Annotated in this window: 2 protein-coding genes; both read left to right on the top strand. The window is 26.0% G+C overall.

The window, feature by feature from the left end:
* A partial coding sequence (locus GQX97_RS12385; RefSeq protein WP_157152224.1) for a biotin--[acetyl-CoA-carboxylase] ligase occupies window positions 1-597 on the top strand: 597 nt, incomplete at its 5' end.
* A gap of 30 nt (window positions 598-627) precedes the next feature.
* A partial coding sequence (locus GQX97_RS12380) for a radical SAM protein (RefSeq protein ID WP_368666579.1) occupies window positions 628-1,034 on the top strand: 407 nt, incomplete at its 3' end.

The raw sequence follows: 1,034 nt of genomic DNA, 5'->3' as shown, positions 1-1,034 counted from the left end.
GGTACAGGCATATATATGAGTATTATACTTAATCTAAAAAAAGAGAAAAAGATTTTTAATAGCTCATTTATTACTACYGCTGCAGCTATGGCTGTGTCAAAATCAATAGAAGAAATTTCAAATGAAAATACACAGATTAAATGGGTTAATGATGTATTTATAAATGGTAAAAAAGTATGCGGAATACTTACTGAAGGAGCTTTCAGTTTTGAAGACGGTAAATTGGATTATGCTGTTATAGGAATAGGYGTTAATGTTAATTTYCCTAAARATGGYTTTCCTAAAGAATTGAAYAATATAGCAGCATCAATAAATTCTAAAAATAATGCTAATTCAAATACTAAAAGCGATATAAGAAATATTCTAGTAGCTAAAATATTAGAAAATTTATATGATTATTATTTTAATGATGTTAACTTTTATGAAGAATATAAAAAACGCTCATTTTTAATAGGAAAAAAAGTTTCTATTAATATAAATAATAAAGAACATATAGTAAAAGTACTAGATATAGATAAAACTTTTGCTCTTGTAGCGGAATTTCAGGACGGTAAAATAGACAAAATAGTTTCAGGAAGTATAAAGAAGTATAAATAAGAGATTATCATAAATAGGAGATTAYAATATATGAGTAATACAGATTTAAAAAAAGAAATATCTTTAGAAGAATTAAGAGATAAAATAATAAAAGGTTATGATATAACAAAAGAAGAAGCTATGCAATTAGTTGAAGCACCATTAGAAGAATTATGCTCTGCGGCTGATAGTATAAGAAAATATTTCTGCTCTAATATATTCGATATGTGTTCAATAATAAATGCTAAAAGCAGAAAATGCTCGGAAAACTGTAAATTCTGTGCACAGTCATCTCATTATGATACTAATTGCGAAGAGTACGATATTCTAGATAAAGAAAAAATATTAGAACAAGGAAAAAGCGATTTTAATAAAGGAGTTTTAAGATATTCTATAGTAACATCAGGAAGAGCTTTATACGGAAAAGAGATTGATGAAGTTTATGATGCAATAGAAAC

The organism is Brachyspira sp. SAP_772, assembly GCF_009755885.1.
Classification (GTDB): Bacteria; Spirochaetota; Brachyspiria; order Brachyspirales; family Brachyspiraceae; genus Brachyspira.
This window is presented reverse-complemented; position numbering and strand designations above follow the sequence as displayed.